Origin of the sequence: Streptomyces sp. NPDC004667, assembly GCF_040609475.1 — a bacterium.
GTDB lineage: Bacteria > Actinomycetota > Actinomycetes > Streptomycetales > Streptomycetaceae > Streptomyces.
Genome location: NZ_JBEXKC010000024.1, coordinates 1 through 18,497, shown reverse-complemented (window position 1 = coordinate 18,497; position 18,497 = coordinate 1). Strand labels below are relative to the sequence as shown.

The window sequence follows — 18,497 nt, the reverse complement described above, 5'->3', positions numbered from 1 at the left end:
GGTGCGTTGCTCTGTGTGACTTCACCGTACGCGACCGGGGTGGTACCGACCAGGGTCGTCGGGCCGCTCCCGGCGGAGCCAGGGGTTAAGGTCTGTTCGACAGACACAGGAAGGCTTTCGAGTTGATCTACGGCGCAATGAAGTTCTCCATCGGCGGGTCCCTGAAGCTCGCGTTCAGGCCGTGGGTGGAGGGCCTCGAGAACATTCCCGCGGAGGGGCCGGCGATCCTCGCGAGCAACCACCTGTCCTTCTCCGACTCCTTCTTCCTGCCCGCGGTGCTGGACCGGAAGGTGACCTTCATCGCGAAGGCGGAGTACTTCACCTCCCCGGGGGTCAAGGGCAAGCTGACGGCGGCCTTCTTCAAGGGCGTCGGCCAGCTCCCGGTGGACCGCTCCGGCGCGCGCGGTGCGGGCGAGGCCGCCATCAAGAGCGGCATCGAGGTCATCGAACGCGGGGAGCTGTTCGGTATCTACCCCGAGGGGACCCGTTCACCCGACGGCCGCCTCTACCGGGGCAAGCCCGGCGGCCTGGCCCGGGTGGCGCTCGCCACCGGCGCCCCCGTGATCCCGGTCGCGATGATCGACACAGAGAAGATCCAGCCGCCCGGCAAGGTCGTCCCGAAGCTGATGCGTCCGGGCATCCGGATCGGCAAGCCGCTGGACTTCAGCCGCTACCAGGGGATGGACGGGGACCGCTTCATCCTGCGCTCGGTGACCGACGAGGTCATGTACGAGATCATGAAGCTCTCCGGCCAGGAGTACGTGGACATCTACGCCACCGCCGCGAAGCGCCAGATCGCCGACGCCGAGAAGGCCGCCAAGGCCGAGAAGGCGGACAAGGGCGATAGGGCCGACAAGGCTGACAAGGGCGACAAGGCCGGGCAGTAGGACGTGCGGGCGGCGGTGCCGCCCGCACGGGGGTGGGGGAGATGGCGAAGCGCGAGCGCGTCGTGCGCATGTCGGTCGAGCAGCCGCTGTGGCAGGCCCTGACGGCCTACCGGCTGCTCACCATGGTCTACGCGGTGCTGCTGTTCGCCTCCGCCTACCGGAAGTTCGACCGGCCCTGGACGGCGGCCGGCTACCTCGCCGTCCTCGCCGTCTGGACCGTGGCCACCCGGCGCAAGGCGTCCGGAGCCGCGTCCTGCACCCGCCGGTTCCTCGTCGCCGACCTCACCGTCGCCCTGGTGGGCGTCCTGCTGACGCCGCTCGTCGACGCCCACGACCGGATCGCCGCGGGCGGCCCGACCCTCCCCAGCATCTGGACGGCCGGTTCGGTCCTCGCCTTCGCCCTCAAGGGCGGCTGGCGCTGGGCCGGGGTCGCCTCGACCTTCGTGGCCGTCGCCAACATCGTCATCCACGGCGGCGACCCCACCCGGGACACCCTGCACAACGTCCTGCTGGTCTGGGTGGCCTCCATAGCCCTCGGCTACGTCATCGAGGTCGCCCGCGCCAGCGAGGCGACCCTCGCCCGGGCCCTGGAGATCGAGGCCGCCACCCGCGAGCGCGAGCGCCTCGCCCGCGACATCCACGACGGGGTCCTCCAGGTCCTCGCCATGGTCCAGCGGCGCGGCACCGAGCTGGGCGGCGAGGCCGCCGACCTCGGCCGGATGGCGGGCGAGCAGGAGGTGGCGCTGCGCACCCTGGTCTCCAGCGGGCTGGTGCACCCCTCGCGGGTCTCGCGCGACGGGTCGCTGGGCGCGCTGGTGGACACGTACGAGGTGGAGGAGCCCGGCTCCGGGGCGGGCGAGCTGGACCTGCGCACCCTGCTCGCCCCGCACGCCGGCTCCCGGGTCAGCTTCGCCGAGCCGGGCGCCCCGGTGCCGCTGCCGGTGCCCGCCGCGCGGGAGCTGGCCGCGGCGGTCGGGGCGGCCCTGGACAACGTCCGCAAGCACGCCGGGGAGGGCGCCCGCGCCTGGATCCTGGTCGAGGACTGGGGGGACGAGGTGATCGTGACCGTACGGGACGACGGTCCGGGCATCCCGGCCGGCCGGCTCGACCAGGCGGCCGGGGAGGGACGGATGGGCGTGGCCCTGTCCATCCGCGGACGGCTGCGCGACCTCGGCGGCAGCGCCGAGCTGGTGTCCGTCCCCGGACAGGGCACCGAAGTGGAACTGAAAGTACCGAGGGGGACAACCCAGTGACCGAGCCGAACGACCTCCACGAGATCAAGGTGATGGTCGTCGACGACCATCCGATGTGGCGGGACGCCGTCGCCCGCGACCTGGCCGCCGCCGGGTTCGACGTCGTGGCCACCGCCGGGGACGGACCGGAGGCCGTGCGCCGCGCCCGTGCCGCCGGCCCGGGCGTGCTGGTCCTCGACCTCAACCTGCCGGGCATGCCGGGCGTACAGGTCTGCAAGGAGCTCGTAGGCGCCGATCCCGCGCTGCGCGTGCTCGTCCTGTCGGCCAGCGGGGAGCACGCGGACGTGCTGGAGGCGGTCAAGTCCGGGGCCACCGGCTACCTGCTGAAGTCCGCCGGGGCGCAGGAGCTGATCGACGCGGTGCGGCGCACCGCGGCCGGCGACCCGGTGTTCACCCCCGGCCTGGCCGGACTGGTCCTCGGCGAGTACCGGCGCCTGGCCACCGTCCCGGCGCCCGCCGCCGCCGACGAGCCCAAGGCCCCGCAGCTGACCGACCGGGAGACCGAAGTGCTGCGACTGGTGGCCAAGGGGCTCTCGTACAAGCAGATCGCGGAGCGGCTGGTGATCTCCCACCGCACGGTGCAGAACCACGTGCAGAACACCCTGGGCAAGCTCCAGCTGCACAACCGGGTGGAGCTCGTCCGGTACGCGATCGAGCGCGGGCTCGACGACGCCGACGCATAACGGGTGACACCGGTCGTACTTACTTCCCCGTACGAGTGAACGCGCGTACGCAACGCCTCGTATGTTCACCGGAATTGGCTCCTCCAGGGCCCTTGCTGTGACCTGCGTCACCACTAGCGTGACCGTCATGGCGAAGGGAGATTCCATGAAGGTCGGAGTGCTCACGGGCGGCGGCGACTGCCCCGGGCTCAACGCGGTGATCAGGGCGGTCGTCCGCAAGGGCACGCAGGAGTACGGATACGGGTTCGTCGGCTTCAAGGACGGCTGGCGGGGACCGGTCGAGGGGGACACCGTCCCGCTCGGCATCCCCGCCGTCCGCGGGATCCTGCCCCGCGGCGGCACCATCCTCGGCTCCTCGCGCACCAACCCGTTCAAGACGGAGAACGGCGTACGGGCCATCAAGGAGAACCTCGCCAAGTTCGAGGTCGACGCACTCGTCGCGATCGGCGGCGAGGACACCCTGGGCGTGGCCGCCCGGCTGCACGCGGAGCACGGCATCCCCTGCGTGGGCGTGCCCAAGACCATCGACAACGACCTCTCGGCCACCGACTACACCTTCGGCTTCGACACGGCCGTCGGCATCGCGACCGAGGCCATCGACCGGCTGCACACCACCGCCGAGTCCCACATGCGGGTGCTCGTCGTCGAGGTGATGGGCCGGCACGCCGGCTGGATCGCCCTGCACTCGGGCCTGGCGGGCGGCGCCAACGTCATCCTCATCCCCGAGCAGCGCTTCGACGTGGACCAGGTCTGCGCCTGGGTGACCTCCCGCTTCAAGGCGAGCTACGCGCCGATCGTGGTGGTCGCGGAGGGCGCGATGCCCACCGACGGGGAGATGGTCCTCAAGGACGCCACCACGGACTCCTTCGGGCACGTCCGGCTCTCGGGCGTCGGCGAATGGCTGGCCAAGGAGATCGAGGCGCGGACCGGCAAGGAGGCCCGTACGACGGTCCTCGGACACATCCAGCGCGGCGGCACCCCGAGCGCCTTCGACCGCTGGCTGGCCACCCGCTTCGGGCTGCACGCGATCGACGCGGTGCGCGACGGGGACTTCGGCACGATGGTCGCGCTGAAGGGGACGGACATCGTCCGCGTGCCGATCGCGGAGGCCACCGCGAAGCTCAAGACGGTCGACCCCGCGCTGTACGAGGAGGTCGGGGTCTTCTTCGGCTGAGGGCTGCCGAGCCTTCGGGCGCCGTCGGACCACGGGTCGTATCGTGACGAACGGCCCATGGTCCGACTGGTTCGACGTACGGGAGCACGCGTGGAGATCCTGGCCTTCGGAGTGACCGCCGACGAGAAGCCGCTCCTGGAACGGGCCTTCGCCGGGCAGCACGAGGTCCGCTGTCTCGACGTCCTGCTGAGCGAGGACACCGTGCCCATCGCCGTCGGCTACGAGATCGTCTCCTCCAGCGTGAACGCGGACCTCGGCCACCGGGTCCTGAACGCGCTGTCCGCCGGCGGGACGAAGATGATCGCCCAGCGGTCGACCGGCTTCAACAACATCGACCTGGACGTGGCCCGCCGGCTCGGCATGACCGTCGGCCGCGTCTCGTACTACTCCCCCCACTCCGTGGCCGAGTTCGCCTGGACCCTGGCGATGGCCGTCAACCGCAAGGTCGTGCGGGCGGCCATCCGCACCCGCGACTTCGACTTCCGGCTGAACGGGCTGATGGGCCGCGACTTCCACGGCCGCACGGCGGGGATCCTCGGCACCGGCAAGATCGGCGAGGCCTTCGCCCGGATCGCCCACGGCTTCGGGATGACACTCCTCGGCTGGGACGTCGCCCGCAACCCGGCCTGCCTGGAGCTGGGCATGACGTACGTGGACAAGGAGGAGCTCCTCGCCCGGTCCGACCTGATCAGCCTGCACGTGCCCCTGCTGGAGTCCACGCACCACCTGATCGACGCGGCCGCCCTGAAGGCCATGCGGGACGACGCGATCCTCGTGAACTCCAGCCGGGGAGGCCTGATCGACGCCGCCGCCCTGGTCGACGAGCTCAGGGCGGGCCGCTTCGCCGGGGTCGGCCTCGACGTGTACGAGGCGGAGGCCGGGGTGTTCTTCCTCGACAAGTCCCTCGAAGCCGTCGAGGACGACACCCTGGCCCGGCTGGTCACCTTCCCGCACGTCGTGGTGACCGGCCACCAGGCCTACTACACGGCCGACGCGGTCGGGCAGATCATCGACACCACCGTCCGCAACGTCGCCGACTACCTGGCCGGCCGCCGCTCCGAGAACACGCTGGTGCCGTCCCCCTGACCGGGCCGGCGGGGCCGGTCAGGCCGGGGTCATGACCCCCGTCAGCAGTTCGCGGACCAGGTCCGCGCCCCGCAGGGTGAGCACCGACTCCGGGTGGAACTGCACGCCCGCGACCCCGCTCGCGGCCGACCGCAGGGCGTGCACCTCGCCGGTCTGCGGATCCCGGGCGACCTCGACCCCCTCCCCGGCCAGGCGCACGGCCAGCTCGTCGGAGCAGTGCGCCGTGTAGGTGTTGTAGAAGCCCACCACCTCCTCGGCCCCGAAGAGGCCGATCCGCGTCTGCGCCCCCTGCGCGGGCTCCGCCTTGCGGACCAGCGGCAGCCCGAGTTCGGCGGCCAGCAGCTCGTGGCCCAGGCAGACGCCCAGGATCCCGCCCCGGTGCGAGGCCAGCAGCTCCCCGGCCAGGGCGCGCAGCATCCGCATCTTCGGGTCGCCGGACTCCGCCGGGTTGCCCGGACCCGGGCCGAGGACGATCGGCCCCTCCCAGGCCAGGGCCGCGGTCCGCAGGCCGGGGTCGTCGTAGCGGCGTACGGTCACCTCCAGCCCGGTGACCCGCAGCACGTGGGCCAGCATCGCGGTGAAGGTGTCCTCCCCGTCGACCACCAGCGCGTGGCCGGTCAGCGACGCGGGCTGCTCCTGCATCCGCAGCCAGAACGGCGCGAGATCGGCCCGCCGGGCCGCCAGCGCGGCCTGCACCCGGGGGTCGTCGGCCAGCCGGACCCCCTCGAAGGCAGGGCGGGGCGCCGCCTCCCGCACACCGAGGGCCGCCAGCACCCCGGCGGCCTTGGCATGGGTCTCCGCCACCTCGCCGCGCGGGTCGGAGTGGCGCACCAGGGTCGCGCCGACCGGCACCCGCAGGGTCCCGTCCGCGGCGATGTCGGCGGTGCGGATCAGGATGGGGGAGTCCAGGGTCTGGCCGCCGGAGGCGTCCAGGCCGAGGAGGGCCAGCGCGCCCGCGTAGTAGCCGCGGCCGCCGCTCTCGTAGCGCTCGATCACGCGGCAGGCGTTCTGCACGGGCGAGCCCGTCACGGTCGCCGCGAACATGGTCTCCCGCAGCACCTCCCGGACGTCCAGCGAGGAGCGTCCGCGCAGCTCGTACTCGGTGTGCGCGAGGTGGGACATCTCCTTCAGCCGCGGCCCGACGACGGCCCCGCCCATGTCGCCGACCGTGCACATCATCTTGAGCTCCTCGTCGACCACCATCGACAGCTCCTCGGTCTCCTTGCGGTCCCCGAGGAAGGCCAGGAGCGACTCGGCGGTCGGCCCCCCGGCGGGATAGCGGTAGGTGCCGCTGATCGGGTTCATCACCACCGTGCGGCCGGACATCCGCACGTGGACCTCCGGGCTCGCCCCGACGAGGGTCCGCTCCCCGGTGTGCACGACGTACGTCCAGTACGCGCCCCGCTCGCCCTCCAGCAGCCGCCGGAACAGGGCGAGCGCGTCGGCCCGGCCGAAACCGTCGATCCGGCCCCCGTAGGTCCGCCGGATCACGAAGTTCGCGCCCTCGCCGCGCCCGATCTCGTCGCGGATCACGCGCTCGACGGTGGCCGCGTAGTCCTCGTCGGTGACGTCGAAGCCCCCGTCCTCGACCCGTACGTCATGGCCGGGCAGCGCCGCCAGCGCCGCCGCGAGGGGGATCTCGTGGACCTCCTCGGCGGTCAGCACGCTCAGCGGGGTGCCGTCGTCGCGCACGTCGAAACCGCGCTCGCGGATCTGCCGGAAGGGCACGAGGGCGAGGGTGGGCAGCTCCCGTACCGGCAGGTCGGCCAGCCGGGCGGCCTCGTGCACCGGCCCGATCAGCACCTCGACGGTGTCGTGGTCACGGCCCGGGGTGCGCCGGCGGAGCAGCGCGAACGGCGGGCAGGACTCGTCGAGGAGCCGACTCGGGTCGAAGGGGCCATCCTGGGAGCGGGGGACCCGGAGCGGTGAGTCCTGGGACTGGGACTGGGACTGGGACATGGTGTGGGCGTCCTTCCGGTGGATCCGCGCACCTGCGGATCCGGCTGGCTTGTCGGCGGGAGGGACGACCCGGTCGCGGAAACGCGAAAGGCCGCCCCTCGGGGCGGCCTTCGCGTCGCTCGTGTCAGTGGGTACGCACGAGGGGTGGGCCGCCGGGAGCGGGCCACCACCAGTTCTGGTCGGAGTGTGCGTACATGCGAGGCACCCTAGCCCAAGCGGACGGGATCCCGCTGCATCCGTTCTATACCGACATGTGAAGCACGGATTCCGTTCAATTTCGCCGTCCGCGCCTTCGAACGACACCGTCTCACCAGGTGGGCGCCGGGCCGGACGGGACGTGTGACGCCGTAATGTGTACGAGGTGACCGTGAACGCTGAAACCCAAGCCCCCGCCCATCAGGCGACCTGGCGAGACCTTCCCGCGGCGCAGCAGCCTTCGTACCCCGATGCCGAGGCACTGCGCGCTGTCGTCGCGGACCTCGAGTCGTATCCTCCCCTCGTGTTCGCGGGTGAGTGCGATCAGCTGCGCGCCCGTCTGGGAGCCGTCGCCAAGGGCGAGGCGTTCCTGCTCCAGGGCGGCGACTGCGCCGAGGCCTTCGACGCCGTGTCCGCCGACCACATCCGCGCCAAGCTGAAGACGCTGCTCCAGATGAGCGCCGTCCTGACGTACGCGGCCTCCGTGCCCGTCGTCAAGGTCGGCCGCATCGCCGGCCAGTACTCCAAGCCGCGCTCCAAGGACACCGAGACCCGCGACGGCGTCACCCTGCCGACCTACCGCGGCGACTCCGTCAACGGCTTCGCCTTCACCGAAGAGGCCCGGATCCCGGACCCCGAGCGGCTGAAGCGCATGTACCACGCCTCGGCCTCGACGCTGAACCTGGTGCGCGCCTTCACCACCGGTGGTTACGCCGACCTGCGCCAGGTGCACGCCTGGAACCAGGACTTCGTGAAGTCCTCCCCGTCCGGGCAGCGCTACGAGCAGCTCGCGCGGGAGATCGACAACGCGCTGAACTTCATGAAGGCCTGCGGCACCGACCCGGCCGAGTTCAAGGCGGTGGAGTTCTACGCCTCCCACGAGGCGCTGCTCCTCGACTACGAGGGCGCGCTGACCCGTACGGACTCGCGCACCGGCAAGCTGTACGACACCTCGGGCCACATGGTCTGGGTCGGCGAGCGCACCCGCCAGCTGGACCACGCGCACATCGAGTTCTGCTCGCAGATCGCCAACCCGCTCGGCATCAAGCTCGGCCCCACCACCACGGTGGACGAGGCGCTCACCTACATCGACCGCCTGGACCCCGAGCGCGAGCCCGGCCGGCTGACCTTCGTCGTCCGCATGGGCGCCGACAAGGTCCGCGAGAAGCTTCCGGAGCTGGTCGAGAAGGTCACCGCGTCCGGTGCGACCGTCGCCTGGGTCACCGACCCGATGCACGGCAACACCTTCGAGGCGGCCTCCGGCCACAAGACCCGCCGCTTCGACGACGTGCTCGACGAGGTCAAGGGCTTCTTCGAGGTCCACAAGGCCCTGGGCACCCACCCGGGCGGCATCCACGTCGAGCTCACCGGTGACGACGTCACCGAGTGCGTGGGCGGCGGCGACGAGATCTTCGTCGACGACCTGCACCAGCGCTACGAGACGGCCTGCGACCCGCGCCTCAACCGCAGCCAGTCCCTGGACCTGGCGTTCCTGGTCGCCGAGATGTACCGCGATCAGTAAGTAGCTTCCTACGACGATGGGGCACGGATCGATGTGATCCGTGCCCCATCGTCGTATCCGGGTCTTTTGGGGGACCCTCGGTTTGGGTACGGTTAGGTAAGCCTCACCGAATGGGGATGGCCCGCAGAACCGTTCCGCACCAGGGAGGTGAACCGCGTGTACGTCTGCTCTTGCTTCGGGATCACCGACAAGCAGGTCAAGGAACACGCGGCTGCCGGGGCCTGCACCCCCCGCCAGATCGCCTCGGCCACCAAGGCCGGCACCGACTGCGGCTCCTGCGTGCGCACCATCCAGGGCCTCCTCGGCCGCGGGGCCTGCCCGCGTCGGGAGCTGGTGGAGAAGGGTGACGGGGCGGCGGTCCTGGCGGCCGACTCCCGGCTCGTTCCCGCGATCACGGCCGCTGCCGCCGCCGGGACCGCGCCCGAGCCCGCACTCGTACCCTCGCCCGCTCTCGCCGAAGCGGCCTAGCTCTCCGGCTGCTCGATCAGCTGGGCGATGTAGAGCGGCTCGCCGATGCTCTCGATGAGCTCCAGCTGGGTGTCGAGGTAGTCGATGTGGTGCTCCTCGTCCTCCAGGATCTCCTCGAAGAGCCGGGCGGACGTGACGTCGCCCTTCCCGCGCATGACCTCGATGCCCCGCTTGAGGCGGTCGATGGCCTCGACCTCGACCTGCCGGTCGGCCTGGAACATCTCCGTGAGCGTCTGGCCGACGCGCACGTGGAAGAGGCGCTGGTAGTTCGGCAGACCGTCGAGCATCAGGATGCGCTCGGTGATCTTGTCCGCGTGCTTCATCTCGTCGATGGACTCGGCGCGCGTGTAGTGGGCGAGCTTCGTCCAGCCCTTGTTGTCCTGGATGCGGTAGTGCAGCCAGTACTGGTTGATGGCCGTGAGCTCGCCGGTCAGCTGCTCGTTGAGAAACTCAAGGACCTCGGGGTCGCCCTGCATCGCAGAGGCTCCTTCCAAGCAATGTCAGCTAGGTGACTGGGCAGGTGCGCGCATCTTTGCACCGCCACCCGGGAGCGTCCAGTAAGTGCCTCCTTAGTGGGAGTTGCTGCGACTTGCCCGTATAGGGCAGGACCTGGTCGTGACCACCCCGCCGCGTCTGTCACCATGGAGACATGGGTCAGCCGGAAAGCCGGGAATCTCCGGGAGCAGAGCAGTTCGAGCTCCCCCCGGGGCAGCGGTTGCAGAGGGGCTGGCCGGTCACCCACTACGGTCCCGTGCCCAAGTTCAAGCCGGAGCGCTGGGAGTTCCGCGTCTTCGGCGCCACGGCCGACGGTGAGAAGCACTGCTGGAACCACGAGGAGTTCGCGGCCCTGCCGTTCGATTCGGTGGTCGCCGACCTGCACTGCGTCACCAAGTTCAGCATGCCGGGCGCCGAATGGGGCGGTGTCATGGCGCGCACCGTGCTGGCGCTGGCCCCGCCGGCGCCGCAGGTCACGCACGTGATGGTGTGGGCCGAGTACGGCTTCAGCTCCAACCTGAGACTGGCCGATTTCGCCTCCGACCGGACCGTCTTCGCCACCCATATGGGCGGCGAACTGCTGACGGCCGAGCACGGTTTCCCGCTGCGGCTCGTGGTCCCGCACCTCTATGCCTGGAAGGGCCCCAAGTGGGTCCGCGGCGTCGAGTACATGACCGCGGACCGCCGGGGCTTCTGGGAGGAGCGGGGCTACCACAACATCGGCGACCCCTGGCGCGAGCAGCGCTTCTCGTACCAGGAGGAACCGGGCGACGGCCCCGAGCTCTAGTGGTACTGGTGGACGACCGCGTGGCCCTTGCCGCGGCCGATCATCCACTTGTTGACCGGGGTGGTCACGACGAAGGCCAGCGCGAGGGAGAGCGCGAGCGCGGCCCAGAACAGGGCGTCCGAGAGCTGCGCGTCCATGGCGCCGGGCCACAGGGCGATGACCCCGTTGTCGATCAGCTCCATGACGGCGATCGAAAGGGTGTCCGCGGCCAGAGCCACCCGGACGGCCGAACGGAAGTCCACTCCGGCGGCGAGGACGCCGCGCAGGGTGAGCGCGTAGCCGAAGAAGAACGCGAGGACGATCGCGAGGATCATCGTCGGGACGTTCCCCCAGCCCAGGGCGGTTCCGATGATCATGCCGAGCACCTCGCCGATGGCGCACCCGGTGAGGCAGTGCAGGGTGGCGCGGGCGGCCATGGGCCACCCGACGGCCCCGTGGCCGTGGTGGTCGTGCCCCTGGTGCTTCTGATGCCCCTGGTGCCCCTGGTGCCCGTGTTCGCCTTCGTGGTGGGCGTGTGCCTGATCCATGACGACCCCCTGGTGGAAACAGCCCGGTGGCGGTTCTGCCGATGGACAGAACCGTATACCCCCCTGGGGTATTCCCTCAAGGGATCTTCCACTCAGTGGACGCCGCGCAGCTCCTTCAGCAGGGCCACGTCGGCGGCGTGCCCCTCCTTGCCGCCGGGCGTCTCGATGATCAGCGGCACCCCCTCCGTCTCGGGGTGCGAACACAGCTCCGCGAAGGCCTCCCGGCCGATGTGGCCCTGGCCGATGTTGGCGTGCCGGTCCTTGTGGGCGCCGACGCCCTCCTTGGAGTCGTTGGCGTGGATCAGTTTCAGCCGGCCCGGCCCCACCGTGTCCACCAGCAGGTCCAGCGTCTGCTTGGTGCCGCCCGGCTCGGCCAGGTCGTGGCCCGCCGCGAAGATGTGGCAGGTGTCCAGGCAGATGCCGAGCCGGGGGTGGTGGTCGAGCGCCTCGAAGTAGGGCCCGAAGTCCCAGGTCCGGGAGCACAGCGAGGAACCCTGACCGGCGGTGGACTCCAGCAGCAGGAACGGGTCGTCCTCGTGCGTCAGCTCGTCCAGCAGCGGCAGCATGTACTCCCTGACCTGCGCGTACGCGGCCTCGCGCGGGCGGCCCCCGGTCGCCGACCCGGTGTGCACGACCACTCCGAGCGCGCCGATCTCCCGGCCCCGGCGCAGCGAGTGGCGCAGCGACTCCACCGACTTCTCCACCGTGGCCCCGTTGTGCGAGCCGAAGTTGATCAGGTACGGGGCGTGGACGTACACCGGGAGGGACTCCTCGGCGCACTGCGTCCGGAACAGCTCGTCCTGCGCCGGGTTGCCGGTCGGCGTGGCCCAGCCGCGCGGATTGGCGACGAAGACCTGGAGGGCCTCGGCGCCCATCTCACGGGCGTAGGTGAGGCCGACCGAGGCGAGGCCGCCGGCGACGGGGACGTGCCCGCCCACGGGGTTGCGCGTCACGGTCCGTCACAGTCCCTTGGTCTTGAGGGTGATGGTGCTGCCCTCGGGGGCGCCCTGGCCGCCGGGCACCGACTGGGTGTCCACGGTGTTGCTGAAGGAGAGGAACGGGCGGTCCACCTTCACCTTGAAGCCCAGGGCCTCCAGGGTCTTGCGGGCCGGGTCCACGTCCTGGTTGGTCACGTCCGGCACCAGGACCTGCCGGGGGCCCTTGGACACGGTCAGCGTGACGGTGTCACCGCCCGCCGCCGAGGCGCCCGCGGCGACCGACTGGCTCACGACCGTGCCGGCCGGGGAAGGGGAGTTGACCTGCTCGGGCGCCGCCTGCGCCGTCAGCCCGACGGCCTCCAGCGCGGCCCGTGCCTGGTCGAGGGGCTTGCCGGTGACGGCCGGGACCGCGATGGGGCGGCCCTTGCTGACGACGAGCGCGATCGCGGTGTCGGGCGCCCGCTTGTTGCCGCCCAGCGGGTTGGTCTCGATCACCGAGCCCTGGGCGACGTCCTGGCTGAAGGCCTGGGTGACGATGCCGGGCGCCAGGCCCGTCTTCGTCAGCTCGGCCTTGGCGTCCTCCAGCGGCCGTCCCTTCAGGTCGGGGACGCTGACCAGCTCGGGGCCGCGGGACACGGTCAGGACGACCGCCCCGTTGCCGCGGATCTGCTTGCCGCCCTCGGGGGTGCTGTTCATGACCGTCCCGCGGTCGAAGGCGTCGCTGAACTTCCGGTCCACCCGCTTCACCCCGAGCCCGGCCGCCGACAGCTGGGAGCGGGCTTCCCCCTCCGTCTTGCCGAGGAGGTTGGGGACCTTGGTGAACTGGCCGGAGTTGATGTACCAGACCCCGGCGCCCAGCCCGAGCGCCAGCAGGACCCCGGCGACGACCAGGAGCATCCCGCGGCGCGGGCGGCCCGGCGCGGGAGCCGTGGGGGCCGCGGGCGGCTGCGGGCGCTCCAGCCGGGAGGTGTGGTGCACCGGCTGCGGGGCCTCCACGGGGCGGGGGATCACGCTGGTGCGGTCCTCGGTGGCCGCCCGCTCCCCGTCCAGGGCCTGCGGAGGTACGGAGTCCAGCTCGGCGTCGCTGAGCCGCTCCCGCGCCTCCCGGGCCAGCCCGAGCAGGGCCGCGGCGTCGGTGGGACGCAGCTCGGGGGCGCGGGCGGTGGCGTCCGCGACCAGGGAGTCGAGGGCGGCGGGCAGTCCGGGGACGGCGGCCGACGGGGGCGGGACGTCCTCGTGGAGGTGCTGGTAGAGCACCTGGGCGGGGGTGCCGCCGGTGTGCGGCTTGGAGCCGGTGAGCATCTCGTACAGGACGACGCCGCAGGCGTAGACGTCCACCCGGGTGTCGGTGACGCCGTTCTCGATCTGCTCGGGCGCCAGGTAGGAGACGGTGCCGAGGATCGAGCCGGTGGTGTTCGTCGCGGCGTCCACGGAGCGGACCAGACCGAAGTCGGCGACCTTGACGCGGCCGTCGTCGCCGATCAGGACGTTCTCGGGCTTCATGTCCCGGTGGACGAAACCGGCCCGGTGCGCGGTGCCGAGGGCGGCGAGCACCGGCTCGAAGATGTCGAGGGCGGCCCGCGGCTGGAGCGCGCCGCGCTCGCGCAGCACGTCGCGCAGGGTGCAGCCGGACACGTACTCCATGGCGAGGTACGTGTACGGGCCGTCCGTGCCCTGGTCGAACACGGCGACCACGTTGGGGTGGGCGAGGCGGGCCACGGACTTCGCCTCACGGATGAAGCGGTCGACGAAGGCGCCGTCGGCGGCGAGCGCCGGATGCATCACCTTCAGCGCGAGCACACGGTCCAGGCGGGTGTCGACGGCCCGGTAGACCGTGGCCATGCCGCCGGCCGCGATGCGGGCGTCGATGCGGTAGCGGCCGTCGAGCACGCGCCCGACGAGAGGGTCTTCCAGGGTCGTATCCACCCGGCGATTCTACGAGGCGACGCGTTTGAGCCGTCCGGCGTGTCCACGCTTGCAGCGCAGCCGTGACATGGGGGGCGGGCAGCGGGCCTCGCACCGCAGGTGGGCGGGCGGGCACGCGCACGGGGTCGGGTGGGGACCCCGCTCCCCACCCGACCCCCGACCCGCAGACCAGGGGGCGGGTGGGCAGCCCCCCGACCCCCTCAGAACGCCGGGCGTTCCGGGTCGAGGGTGGCGCGGCCCTCCGTGGGGGAGGAGGCTTCGGCGAAGCGGCGTTGGGGGATGCGGCCGGCGCGGAAGGCGAGGCGGCCCGCCGTGACGGCGTCCCGCATGGCGGCCGCCATCAGGACGGGCGCCTGCGCGCGGGTGACCGCCGAGGCCAGCATCACCGCCGCGCAGCCGAGCTCCATCGCGAGGGCGGCGTCGGAGGCGGTGCCGGCCCCGGCGTCCAGGATCACCGGCACCCCGGCCCGCTCCGTGATCAGCTCGAAGTTGTGCGGGTTGCGGATGCCGAGCCCCGAACCGATGGGGGAGCCCAGCGGCATGATCGCCGCGCAGCCCACGTCCTCCAGCTTCCGTGCGAGGACCGGGTCGTCGTTGGTGTACGGCAGGACGGTGAAGCCCTCGTCGACCAGGACCTCGGCGGCGTCCAGCAGCTCGACGCCGTCGGGCAGGAGGGTGCGCTCGTCGGCGACGACCTCCAGCTTGATCCAGTCGGTGCCGAGGGCCTCCCGCGCCAGCCGGGCGGTGAGCACGGCCTCGCCCGCGGTGAAGCAGCCCGCCGTGTTCGGCAGGACCGCGATGCCGAGCCGGTCGAGGACGGACAGGACCGAGCCCTGCACCGTCGGGTCCAGGCGGCGCATGGCCACCGTGGTCAGCTCGGTGCCGGAGGCGACCAGGGAGCGTTCGAGGACGTCCAGGCTCGGGGCCCCGCCCGTGCCCATGATCAGGCGGGAGGAGAAGGTCCGTCCGCCGAGGGTGAAGAGGTCGTCGGCCATGGTGCTCAGCCCCCCTGCACGGCGGTGAGGACCTCGACGCGGTCGCCGTCGCCCACCGGGGTGTGCGGCCACTGGCCGCGCGGGACGACGGTCTCGTTGAGGGCGGCGGCGACGCCCTTGGGCGCCCGGGTCAGGGTGGCCACCACCGCGTCGAGGGTGGTGCCGGCCGCGATCTCGCGCGGCTCGCCGTTGACGGAGATGGTCATGCGTAGGTCTCCTGACGCGTGGTGGAGAAGCGGCGGGGGCTGAAGGGGCGGGCGACCTCCGGCACGGTGCCGGTGGCCAGGAGCTCCGCCATCACGTCGCCGGTGAGCGGGGTCAGCAGCACCCCGTTGCGGTAGTGCCCGGTGGCCAGGTGCAGTCCGGGCAGGTCGGTCGGGCCCAGCAGCGGCGCGTTGTCGGGGGAGCCGGGGCGCAGTCCGGCCCGGGTCTCGACCAGGGGGAGCTCGGTGATCCCGGGGACCAGCTCGTGGGCGTCGCGCAGCAGCTCGTAGACCCCGCCCGCGGTGACGGTGGTGTCCCAGCCGAGTTCCTCGCTGGTGGCTCCGACGACCAGCTCGCCGTTCTCGCGGGGCACCAGGTAGACGTGGCTGCCGCGCACGACGGCCCGTACGGTCCGCGACAGGAACGGCGCGTACGCCGGCGGCACCGACAGCCGCAGCACCTGGCCCTTCACCGGCCGCACCGGCACCGCCACCTCCGGCGGCACCCCCTCCAGCCGCCCGCTCAGGGAGCCCGCCGCGAGCACGACCTGGTCGGCGCGCAGCTCCGTGCCGTCCTCCAGTACGGCGCCCAGCGCGCGGTCGGCCCCGGTCAGCAGCCGGGTGGCGGCCGTCCGGTGGACGCCCACCCCGGCGCGCTCGCAGGCGGCCAGCAGGGCGGCCGCGAGCCGCCGCGGGTCCACCTGGTGGTCCCCGTCGACGCGCAGCCCCCCGCGTACCCCCGGGGCCAGCATCGGCTCCAGGCGGCGGCACTCGCGGCCGGTGAGCCACTGCGACTCCAGGCCGCAACGGCGCTGCAGGGCGTGGAGCTCCCGCAGGTGGAGGCGGTCGTCGGCGTCGAGGGCGACGGCGAGGGTGCCGCAGGCCCGGTAGCCGATGTCCAGGCCGCCGCTGGCTTCGGCCAGCTCGGCGGCGAACTGCGGGTAGCGGGCGGCGGAGGCAACGTTGAGCCCGAGCAGGGTCTCCTCGCCGTAGTGCAGTTCGGTGACGGCGGCGAGCATGCCCGCCGCGACCCGGGCGGCGCCCCCGCCGGGGTCCGGGTCGGCCAGTACGGTGCGCAGCCCGCGCCGGGCCGCCCGCCAGGCGGTGACCAGGCCGATGATCCCGCCCCCGATGACGAGGACGTCGGATCCGGTGGATCCCGCGGTTCCCGCGGATCCCTTCCGAGATGAGTGCATGGGCGTCCAGCCCCTCCCTTCGCCGGCATGACCCGGATCAGGTTCGTACGGTCGGAGGCCGGCCAGCCTCCCTCTCAGCCCGGTGCGCCCGGACTCCCGCGATAGGTACGGTGGCCAGACTAACCCCGGCGGGGGTGGCGGGTAAGGCTGCCTCCCCGGCGCCCGCCCGTACTTCCCCGCCCCCTGTTCCTGACGGACCGTCAGTTCACTAGGCTGGGGCGGGTGAGCGAGCAGACGCAACAGACGAAGCCCGGTGTCGTGATCGTCGGCGCCGGAATGGCCGGCGTGCAGACCGCCGTGGCCCTGCGCGAACAGGGCTTCACCGGCCCCGTGACCCTCCTGGGCGCCGAACCCCACCAGCCCTACGACCGGCCCCCGCTGTCCAAGGCGGTGCTGCTCGGCAAGGCCGAGGAGGCCGCCTTCGACGTGGCCTTCGACGTGGACTTCGAGGAACTCCGCATCGACCTGCGCCTGGGCACCGAGGTCACCGGCGTACGGCCCGCGGCGCACGAGCTCGACACCCCGGCCGGACCCGTCCCCTACGAGGTCCTGGTCCTGGCCACCGGAGCCGAACCGCTGACCCTGCCCGGCTCCTCCGGCGTCCCGGGCGTGCACCTGCTGCGCACCCTCGACGACGCCGCCCGGCTGCGCCCCGTCCTGGCGGCGGCCCACGACCTCGTGGTGGTCGGGGCCGGCTGGATCGGCGCCGAGTTCGCCACCGCGGCCCGCGGGGCCGGCTGCGCCGTCACGGTGGTCGAGGCCGCGGACCGGGTCCTGGCCGGGGCCCTGCCCGCCGAGGTGGCCGCCCCGATGGCCCGGTGGTACGCCGAGGCCGGGGCCACCCTGATCACCGGGGCCGCCGTGGCCGGGATCGAGGAGGGGCTGGTCCGGCTCGCCGACGGCCGGGAGCTGGCGGCGGGGGCGGTGGTCGTCGGCATCGGAGCCCGGCCCGCCACGGGCTGGCTGGACGGCACCGGGATCGAGCGCGGCCCCGACGGCTCGATCACCGCCGACGCGTACCTGCGCACCTCGGTGCCCGGGGTGTACGCGGTGGGCGACTGCTCCTCCTTCCCCTCCGCCCGCTACGGGGCCCGGCTGCTGGTCCACCACTGGGACAACGCCCTCCAGGGCCCCCGGGCGGTCGCGGCGAACATCGTCGCGGGGGAGCCCGTCCAGGCCTACGACCCCGTCCCGTACTTCTGGTCCGAGCAGTTCGGCCGCTTCGTGCAGTACGCGGGCCACCACGGCGGCGCCGACACCCTGCTCTGGCGGGGCTCCCCGGACGACGCCACCTGGTCGGTGTGCTGGCTGAGGGAGGGCGCGCTGGTCGCCGTCCTGGCCGTGGGCCGCCCCCGCGACCTGGCGCAGGGCCGCAGGCTGATCGAATCGGCCGTCCCCGCAGACCCGGACAGGGTCGCGGACCCGGACGTCCCGCTGAAGTCCGCCACCGCCTGACGCGGCCCCCCCGCGGCCCCCCGCAGGGCCCCCGCGGAGCCCGGACGGTCTCCCCGGTACGCGTTCCCGGACGCCTCCGCCGCGCCTCCACCGCCGCTCCACCCGGCCCCGACCCGCCGCGACGCCCTCGGCGCGGACGCCGCGCCGGCCCCCGCGCGGACCGCGCGCCCGGCCCGCCCCGTCCCCGGACGGGGTGGCTCGGGTACCGGCTGTCGGTCCGAGATGGCAGGCTTGTCCCCGTGACCGAGATTGACGCAAAGATCGATGCCCTTGTCCCCGCCTGGCTGTACCTCCCCGACATCGCGGAGATGCTCGACATCGAAGTGACCCGGGTCCGCCAGCTGGTCAAGGAAGGTCAGCTGCTCGCCGTGCGCCGCGGCGAGAACCGCTCCCTCCAGGTGCCCGCCCCCTTCATCGACGGCGACAAGATCGTCAAGGGCCTGGTCGGCCTGCTGACCGTGCTGCGCGACGACGGCTTCTCCGACGAGGAGATCCTGGAGTGGATGTTCACCGCGGACCCCACCCTGCCGGGCACCCCCGCTCAGGCGCTGAGCGAGAATCGCGGCACGGAGGTGAAGCGACGCGCCCAGGCGCTCGCCCTCTGACCGGCTGATCCACAGGTGTGGGGGGCCGCGGCCGGGGCCCCCCCCCCCCCCCCCCCCCGGGGCCCCCCCCCCCCCCCCGCGGGGCCCCCCCCCCCCCCCCCCGGGGCCCCCCCCCCCCCCCCCGCCCGGGCGAGGCGGAGAGC

18 protein-coding genes and 1 riboswitch are annotated in these 18,497 nt (G+C 72.7%); of the genes, 10 read left to right on the top strand and 8 right to left on the bottom strand.

Features of this window, described 5'->3' with window-relative positions; translation table 11 throughout:
- Window positions 1-137: 137 nt before the first annotated feature.
- The 5 genes from ABZW32_RS16010 to ABZW32_RS15990 all read left to right on the top strand — a co-directional run bounded on the left by ABZW32_RS16010 (window position 138) and on the right by ABZW32_RS15990 (window position 5,083).
- Window positions 138-887 (top strand): lysophospholipid acyltransferase family protein, encoded by a 750-nt coding sequence (locus ABZW32_RS16010; RefSeq protein ID WP_356216132.1) that lies wholly within the window; start codon window positions 138-140, stop codon window positions 885-887.
- 41 nt (window positions 888-928) lie between these two features.
- On the top strand, window positions 929-2,140 hold the full coding sequence (locus ABZW32_RS16005; RefSeq protein ID WP_356215954.1) for a DUF5931 domain-containing protein: 1,212 nt from the start codon (window positions 929-931) through the stop codon (window positions 2,138-2,140).
- A 32-nt stretch (window positions 2,141-2,172) separates the two neighbouring features.
- Entirely contained in the window at window positions 2,173-2,823 is a 651-nt protein-coding gene (locus tag ABZW32_RS16000) for a response regulator transcription factor (protein ID WP_356216129.1), read from the top strand.
- 145 nt (window positions 2,824-2,968) lie between these two features.
- On the top strand, window positions 2,969-3,997 hold the full coding sequence (locus ABZW32_RS15995; RefSeq protein WP_356216126.1) for a 6-phosphofructokinase: 1,029 nt from the start codon (window positions 2,969-2,971) through the stop codon (window positions 3,995-3,997).
- Between the two features lie 90 nt (window positions 3,998-4,087).
- Window positions 4,088-5,083 (top strand): 2-hydroxyacid dehydrogenase, encoded by a 996-nt coding sequence (locus ABZW32_RS15990; protein ID WP_356215951.1) that lies wholly within the window; start codon window positions 4,088-4,090, stop codon window positions 5,081-5,083.
- Between the two features lie 18 nt (window positions 5,084-5,101).
- Here ABZW32_RS15990 and ABZW32_RS15985 read toward each other — a convergent pair whose 3' ends face one another.
- Complete coding sequence (locus ABZW32_RS15985; protein WP_356215948.1) at window positions 5,102-7,042, bottom strand: anthranilate synthase family protein; 1,941 nt, start codon at window positions 7,040-7,042, stop codon at window positions 5,102-5,104.
- 361 nt (window positions 7,043-7,403) lie between these two features.
- Here ABZW32_RS15985 and ABZW32_RS15980 point away from each other — a divergent pair, with 361 nt between their 5' ends.
- The gene (locus ABZW32_RS15980) at window positions 7,404-8,759 is read left to right on the top strand and encodes a class II 3-deoxy-7-phosphoheptulonate synthase (protein WP_356215946.1); all 1,356 of its coding nucleotides are present in this window, start codon (window positions 7,404-7,406) and stop codon (window positions 8,757-8,759) included.
- 156 nt (window positions 8,760-8,915) lie between these two features.
- Entirely contained in the window at window positions 8,916-9,227 is a 312-nt protein-coding gene (locus ABZW32_RS15975; RefSeq protein WP_356215943.1) for a (2Fe-2S)-binding protein, read from the top strand.
- Here ABZW32_RS15975 and bfr read toward each other — a convergent pair.
- A complete protein-coding gene (gene bfr, locus ABZW32_RS15970; RefSeq protein ID WP_266838605.1) occupies window positions 9,224-9,703 on the bottom strand; it encodes a bacterioferritin in 480 nt (159 codons plus the stop codon). The two genes, ABZW32_RS15975 and bfr, sit on opposite strands and share 4 nt — an antisense overlap.
- A gap of 173 nt (window positions 9,704-9,876) precedes the next feature.
- On the opposite strand from bfr, the gene ABZW32_RS15965 reads away from it, so the two are divergent.
- Window positions 9,877-10,509: a sulfite oxidase-like oxidoreductase gene (locus ABZW32_RS15965; RefSeq protein WP_356215939.1), complete on the top strand. Its 633-nt coding sequence runs from the start codon at window positions 9,877-9,879 to the stop codon at window positions 10,507-10,509.
- Here ABZW32_RS15965 and ABZW32_RS15960 read toward each other — a convergent pair.
- The 6 genes from ABZW32_RS15960 to thiO form a co-directional block, all read right to left on the bottom strand.
- Window positions 10,506-11,036 carry a DUF4396 domain-containing protein gene (locus ABZW32_RS15960; protein WP_356215937.1) on the bottom strand — a complete coding sequence of 177 codons (531 nt, stop codon included), beginning with the start codon at window positions 11,034-11,036 and terminating at the stop codon, window positions 10,506-10,508. The two genes, ABZW32_RS15965 and ABZW32_RS15960, sit on opposite strands and share 4 nt — an antisense overlap.
- Before the next feature lie 92 nt (window positions 11,037-11,128).
- Complete coding sequence (locus tag ABZW32_RS15955) at window positions 11,129-11,989, bottom strand: deoxyribonuclease IV (RefSeq protein WP_356215934.1); 861 nt, start codon at window positions 11,987-11,989, stop codon at window positions 11,129-11,131.
- Window positions 11,990-11,995: 6 nt separating this feature from the next.
- A complete protein-coding gene (gene pknB / locus ABZW32_RS15950) occupies window positions 11,996-13,900 on the bottom strand; it encodes a Stk1 family PASTA domain-containing Ser/Thr kinase (RefSeq protein WP_356215932.1) in 1,905 nt (634 codons plus the stop codon).
- 200 nt (window positions 13,901-14,100) lie between these two features.
- Window positions 14,101-14,895 (bottom strand): thiazole synthase, encoded by a 795-nt coding sequence (locus ABZW32_RS15945; RefSeq protein WP_280918483.1) that lies wholly within the window; start codon window positions 14,893-14,895, stop codon window positions 14,101-14,103.
- A 5-nt stretch (window positions 14,896-14,900) separates the two neighbouring features.
- The gene (gene thiS / locus ABZW32_RS15940) at window positions 14,901-15,101 is read right to left on the bottom strand and encodes a sulfur carrier protein ThiS (protein ID WP_266838599.1); all 201 of its coding nucleotides are present in this window, start codon (window positions 15,099-15,101) and stop codon (window positions 14,901-14,903) included.
- The gene (gene thiO, locus ABZW32_RS15935; protein ID WP_356215929.1) at window positions 15,098-16,294 is read right to left on the bottom strand and encodes a glycine oxidase ThiO; all 1,197 of its coding nucleotides are present in this window, start codon (window positions 16,292-16,294) and stop codon (window positions 15,098-15,100) included. Before thiO ends, thiS begins: the two co-directional genes overlap by 4 nt.
- Window positions 16,292-16,404, bottom strand: a riboswitch (TPP riboswitch). Its footprint overlaps the gene before it by 3 nt.
- A gap of 112 nt (window positions 16,405-16,516) precedes the next feature.
- On the opposite strand from thiO, the gene ABZW32_RS15930 reads away from it, so the two are divergent.
- Window positions 16,517-17,749 (top strand): FAD-dependent oxidoreductase, encoded by a 1,233-nt coding sequence (locus ABZW32_RS15930; protein ID WP_356215926.1) that lies wholly within the window; start codon window positions 16,517-16,519, stop codon window positions 17,747-17,749.
- Window positions 17,750-17,988: 239 nt separating this feature from the next.
- Window positions 17,989-18,354: an Rv2175c family DNA-binding protein gene (locus tag ABZW32_RS15925; RefSeq protein WP_030227969.1), complete on the top strand. Its 366-nt coding sequence runs from the start codon at window positions 17,989-17,991 to the stop codon at window positions 18,352-18,354.
- The last annotated feature ends 143 nt before the right edge of the window (window positions 18,355-18,497 follow it).

Coding starts and splice junctions, on each gene's coding strand:
- ABZW32_RS16010 (WP_356216132.1), top strand. CDS start 138: ATGAAGTTCTCCATCGGCGGGTCCCTGAAGCTCGCGTTCAGGCCGTGG.
- ABZW32_RS16005 (WP_356215954.1), top strand. CDS start 929: ATGGCGAAGCGCGAGCGCGTCGTGCGCATGTCGGTCGAGCAGCCGCTG.
- ABZW32_RS16000 (WP_356216129.1), top strand. CDS start 2,173: ATGGTCGTCGACGACCATCCGATGTGGCGGGACGCCGTCGCCCGCGAC.
- ABZW32_RS15995 (WP_356216126.1), top strand. CDS start 2,969: ATGAAGGTCGGAGTGCTCACGGGCGGCGGCGACTGCCCCGGGCTCAAC.
- ABZW32_RS15985 (WP_356215948.1), bottom strand. CDS start 7,042: ATGTCCCAGTCCCAGTCCCAGTCCCAGGACTCACCGCTCCGGGTCCCC.
- bfr (WP_266838605.1), bottom strand. CDS start 9,703: ATGCAGGGCGACCCCGAGGTCCTTGAGTTTCTCAACGAGCAGCTGACC.
- ABZW32_RS15965 (WP_356215939.1), top strand. CDS start 9,877: ATGGGTCAGCCGGAAAGCCGGGAATCTCCGGGAGCAGAGCAGTTCGAG.
- ABZW32_RS15960 (WP_356215937.1), bottom strand. CDS start 11,036: ATGGATCAGGCACACGCCCACCACGAAGGCGAACACGGGCACCAGGGG.
- ABZW32_RS15945 (WP_280918483.1), bottom strand. CDS start 14,895: ATGGCCGACGACCTCTTCACCCTCGGCGGACGGACCTTCTCCTCCCGC.
- thiS (WP_266838599.1), bottom strand. CDS start 15,101: ATGACCATCTCCGTCAACGGCGAGCCGCGCGAGATCGCGGCCGGCACC.
- thiO (WP_356215929.1), bottom strand. CDS start 16,294: ATGCACTCATCTCGGAAGGGATCCGCGGGAACCGCGGGATCCACCGGA.